This window comes from Streptomyces sp. NPDC059037 (genome assembly GCF_042740015.1).
Classification (GTDB): Bacteria; Actinomycetota; Actinomycetes; order Streptomycetales; family Streptomycetaceae; genus Streptomyces.
On sequence record NZ_JBHYIG010000449.1, the window covers coordinates 1 to 4,713 of the forward strand.

At 70.3% G+C, this 4,713-nt stretch carries 4 protein-coding genes; 3 read left to right on the plus strand and 1 reads right to left on the minus strand.

Features of this window, described 5'->3' with window-relative positions; genetic code table 11:
- Nucleotides 1-324 precede the first annotated feature (324 nt).
- Nucleotides 325-582 (plus strand): chaplin, encoded by a 258-nt coding sequence (locus ACFWY6_RS44300; RefSeq protein ID WP_384703264.1) that lies wholly within the window; start codon nucleotides 325-327, stop codon nucleotides 580-582.
- 117 nt (nucleotides 583-699) lie between these two features.
- The gene (locus ACFWY6_RS44305; protein ID WP_384703256.1) at nucleotides 700-1,422 is read left to right on the plus strand and encodes a chaplin; all 723 of its coding nucleotides are present in this window, start codon (nucleotides 700-702) and stop codon (nucleotides 1,420-1,422) included.
- Nucleotides 1,423-1,799: 377 nt separating this feature from the next.
- On the opposite strand, the gene ACFWY6_RS44310 is transcribed toward ACFWY6_RS44305, so the two are convergent.
- Complete coding sequence (locus tag ACFWY6_RS44310; protein WP_384703259.1) at nucleotides 1,800-3,128, minus strand: ATP-grasp domain-containing protein; 1,329 nt, start codon at nucleotides 3,126-3,128, stop codon at nucleotides 1,800-1,802.
- A gap of 130 nt (nucleotides 3,129-3,258) precedes the next feature.
- On the opposite strand from ACFWY6_RS44310, the gene ACFWY6_RS44315 reads away from it, so the two are divergent.
- Nucleotides 3,259-4,548, plus strand: coding sequence for a glycoside hydrolase family 26 protein (locus ACFWY6_RS44315; RefSeq protein ID WP_384703262.1), 1,290 nt, complete (start codon nucleotides 3,259-3,261; stop codon nucleotides 4,546-4,548).
- Nucleotides 4,549-4,713: the final 165 nt, after the last annotated feature.

Consider the following 4,713-nt stretch of genomic DNA (forward strand, 5'->3'; position numbering starts at 1 on the left):
GGGGCCGGGTCTTTTGTCTAACACCGCGGGGGGGGGGCCCGCCCCGGGGGGGGCCCCCCCCGGCCCGGGGGGGCTCCCCGCCCCCCCCGGGGGGCCGGCGGCCCCCCGGGCGCCCCGCTGGCGATGCCGAGGGGGAGATCAGTGGTTGGCCTCGCCGTTCCCGAAGAGGACCGGCGACCCCTTTCCCTCTTGCGGTAATTCGGGTGAACTTCTCGGGCAGAGAAAATCCGACGGTTTCTTTCACACGTTTAACTCGTTTGCAGACTGCCGGTCATGGCGCGGGTCGTAAAGATGTGCCCGCTCGGTTTCGACTGCCATATGGGCATGACCGCGGAGAAGGGAAGATCCGTGAAGCACAAGAAGAGCGCGACGATCGTCGCCGGTGTCGTGATGGCGATGGGCATGGCGGCTCCGGCGTTCGCCGACGCCGGCGCCAAGGGCATCGCCGCCGGCTCCCGGGGTGTCCTCTCCGGCAACCTCGTCCAGGTTCCGGCCCACGTCCCGGTCAACGTGTGCGGCAACACCGTCAACGTGATCGCCCTGCTGAACCCGGCGTTCGGCAACACCTGCGTCAACAAGTGATGTAGCGCAGCCACCAGGCTGTTCATGGCCGGCCTTGGACCGTCACCTCGACTCCAAGGCCAGCTTTCCACTGCTCAGAGGAAGACAACTAGAGTGCGACAGGCCATTAGTAAGGGAATGCTCACGGCCGCGGCAGCGACCAGCATCCTCTCCCTGTCCGGTACATCCGCGTTCGCCGCGGACGCGGACGGCGCGGCGTCGGATTCGCCCGGGATCTTGTCGGGCAACAGCGTGCAGGCTCCCGTGGACGCACCAGTGAACGCGTGCGGCAACAGCGTGGACGCGGTCGGCGCCGCCAACCCGGCCGCCGACAACTCCTGTGCGGACTCCGGGGATTCGACGGCGCCGCGCGAGCGGCCCGACAAGACCGAGCCGAAGGCCGGCACCAAGGCCACAGCCGCCCAGGGCAAGGCCAAGAAGTCGGCCGGCGGCCTGGTCGGCAATATCGTGCAGACCCTCCTGGAGGTTCCGGTCGACCCCTGTGGCAACACCGGGGACGTGGTCGGCGCCCTCAACCGGGCCACCGTCAACAACTGCGCCGACACGGCGCTCGCACCCTCTCCGAAGGCCATCCCGAAGCAGAAGACGCCGCACCTGCCGCGGACCGCGCGCGTGCCCGGACAGACGGACGGCCAGGACCGGGCGATGCGGCACACGTCGTCGTCCCCGGTCGTCACGGAGCTGTCGCCCGGCGGTGCGCCGGGTCCGCAGGTGCGTGGCGTGCTCGCGGCGACCGGCAGCGACGAGAACCTGCTGGCAGCTGCTGCCGCGGGGAGCGCGGCGCTCATGATCGGCGGCGGAATCCTGTACCGCCGGGGAGGCGCGGCATCCCGCCGTTAGTGCGGCCGGACATGCCGACTGGCGGGGAAGAGACGCCCTGAGGTCTCTTCCCCGCCAGAAGGGGAGAGGGAAAGGCCGGCCCGGTCAGGGGTATTGCCCACCCACGGCGGAAACGCCGACGGCTGGCGGAGGACAACCTGGCCCGTCCCACGAAGGCACAGTCCACCACCTGACCACCGCCACCGAAGAACCGATTCACCCGTTCGCCGACCGCATCACCTGTACGGGCCCCTCCCGTACAGGAGGACGACGGCACCGCTCGACGACGCCGCCGGTGGCGGAAGCCGCGGCGACGTCGTGGTCTGGGAACGGGCGAGCACTCGGACGCGGGTTCCCTGCAGGCCGTAGGGCCCTGCCCGACACCAACAGGCCGTACGTCAGCGGCTGCTCGCTCTCTCTTCGTTGATCCGGGTGTCGTTGATCCGGGTGTCGTCGATCCGGGCGTCGTCGATCCGGGTGTCCTCGGCACAGATGCCTGCCGGCTCCGTGCTGCGGCGTACCGCCCGCCGCAGCCGGTCGAGCAGGTGCCGCGTGACGTGGCGGCGCCACAGCACCCCCATGGCGAGCGCGGGCGCCAGGTCGTCGCGGGCGAGCCAGGCCAGCTCGCGGCGGTGCGTCGCGGTGGCCGCGGGGCCGGTCGTCAGCAGGGTCCGCAGCGCGGTCAGCGGCGCGTAGTTCTCCACCACGAATGCGCGCCCCGGAAGGACGGCGGCGGACGGCAGCGGGCGGTGCGTCATGTCCAGGTGCAGGGCGCGTACGACGTCCAGGTCGGCGCCGTCGGCGAAGAGCCGGAACTGGGCGCCGGGCCGCGGGTTGAAGTCGAGCAGGCAGTGCTCGCCCGTCGCGGAGTCCACCCGGAAGTCGAGGTCGAAGATGCCCCGGTAGCCCAGCGTGCCGATCAGCCGCTCCGTGCCTGCCTTGAGGCCCGGGTCCGGCGTCCACCGCCCCACGGCCGTCAGGCCCGCGCTCCGCGGCCAGGAGCGATGCTTGCGGCCCGAGCCGCCGCCGCGCACGACGCCCGTCCGGTCGACGTATCCGTGCGCGAACCAGTCGCGTCCTGGACCGTCCGGCAGGAAGGCCTGGAGCAGCAGCCGGCTGCCCGCCTCCTCGCTGCGCCGGTACAGCTCCTGTGCCTCCTCCGCCGATCGCACCAGGACGGTGCTGCGCAGCCCCGCCCCGCCGGGGACGAGCCACGGCCGGCTCCACTTGGCCACCACGGGGAGCCCCAGCTGCCGTACGGCGACGGCCGTTTGAGCGGTGGATTCGGGCAGGAGCGTCACCGGGTGCGGAATGCCGAGGGTCTCGCACATCTCGGCCAGCGTCGCCTTGTCGGCGACCCGCTCCGCGATTCCGCTCGCCTGGTCGGGCAGGAGATAGAAATCGGCGAGTTCCTGCTGCAGATGCCCGATGGCGAGGGCGCCCGCGTCGTCCATCGGAATGAGCACGGCGGGGCGCGCAACGCGCCGGGAAATACGGCGCAATTCCGCGGAGATCTCCCCGAGCGACGCGCCCGGTGACGGCGCAGCGTGGGTCTGATGCAGATAGCGGGATCTGCCGACGGGGCTCCGCCCGGAATCGGCGGCGGCCACGTGCACCTCCACCCCCGCACGGCCCAGTGACCGAACAGCGCCGAGCGTGCCGTGATGAAAGGGGTTCCGGTCGATCCGCAGCAGAACCGCGGGGACCCGGGTGTCGAGAGTCAGCACCGCCAAATCCTCTCAATTCGATCCCCCATGCGGGCGATGGGCACGCCCAAAGGCTTAGCGGCTCGATTGGCGCAATAGACATACATATGACTGAGTGTCAGTGGACGGAGGAGCATCATGAGGAGCCGCCATGAACCCGCAAAGACACCGGCCCAGTAGGAAACGGCCGGTATTCATCGCCACCGGAATCGTCGTGTCGGCGGCGCTCGCGATCGGCCCGGGGTACGCGTGGGGAGCCGGGCAGGAGCCCGATCCGCCGGTCATCCGCCCCGTACTGCCGACGACGATGCCCGCACCGTCCCCGCCCACACCGCCCGCGTCACCGTCCCCGCCCGCACTGCCCACCTCGACTCCCGCCACCCCCACGCCGCCCGTCCCGCCGAGTCCCACCCCGCCCGACCCGGCGGAGCGGAGCCCGGCGTTCGGCGCCTATCTCGACTACGGCCCCGAGGGCGTAGAGCGGATGGCGGAGCTCAGCACCTGGCTGGGCGGCGCGGAGCTGCGCGTCGGCCACACCTATCTGCCGGGTGACGTGTGGAGCAATATCGAGGGTGCTCCGAACTTCCTGGAGGACTGGGCGCAGTGGCGGCGCGAGAAGGACGACCGGCTGTTCGTGCTCAATGTCCCCATGCTGGAGCGCAACGAGGAAAACGTCCGTGACTGGGAAGTCCGATCACAGCTCCGCAAGGGCGCAGCGGGCGATTTCGACGAGCATTTCCGCACGCTGGCCGAACGCCTCGTGAAGCTGAAGGTGCCCGACACGGTCATCGTGCTCGGCTGGGAGATGAACGGCACCACGTACACCCACCGATGCGGTCCCGACCCGGAATCCTGGAAGAAGTACTGGAAACGCATCATCACCTCGATGCGTTCGGTGCCGGGCCAGAAGTTCAAGTTCGACTTCACCCCGAGCCGGGGCCGCGACGCCATTCCGTGGACGCAGTGCTATCCCGGCGACGACGTCGTGGACATCATCGGCATGGACTCCTACGACCAGCCGGCGGGCCAGTCCTTCGCCGAGCAGGTGAGTGAGCCGTACGGGCTGCAGGAGCACGTGGAATTCGCCGCCGCCCGCAACAAGCCGATCTCGTATCCCGAGTGGGGTCTTTTCCGCAACGGCGACAACGAGGAATACATGCGGAAAATGCTCGTCTGGATGGACAAGCACAAACCGCTCTACAACACCGTCACCGACTACTGCCCGCACGGCGTGTGGCAGTGCGAGGACAACCCCAAGGCGTCCAAGGCCTACCGGTCCCTGCTCTTCGGCCGCAAGGACACCGAGCCTGCCCCGCAGCCGACGCAGCCGGTCGCGCCGACACATCCGCCCAACTGTTCCCCGCTGGAGCTGGGCGACTGGGTCGAGTACTGGCTCGGCGGCAAGCTGTGCATGCGCCTCGACTGGTGGAGCCGCCGCTGATCCGGCGTCGAGCGGTGGCGGTCCGGCTCAGGAACCGCCGCCACCGCGCTCCTCCCGCCGTCGCAGGTACTCCTTGCAGCGGCGGGGGGGGGGGGGGGGGCCGGGGGGCCCCCCCCCCCCCCCCCGGGGGGGATTAAAAAACACACACCCCCCCCCACCCCGACC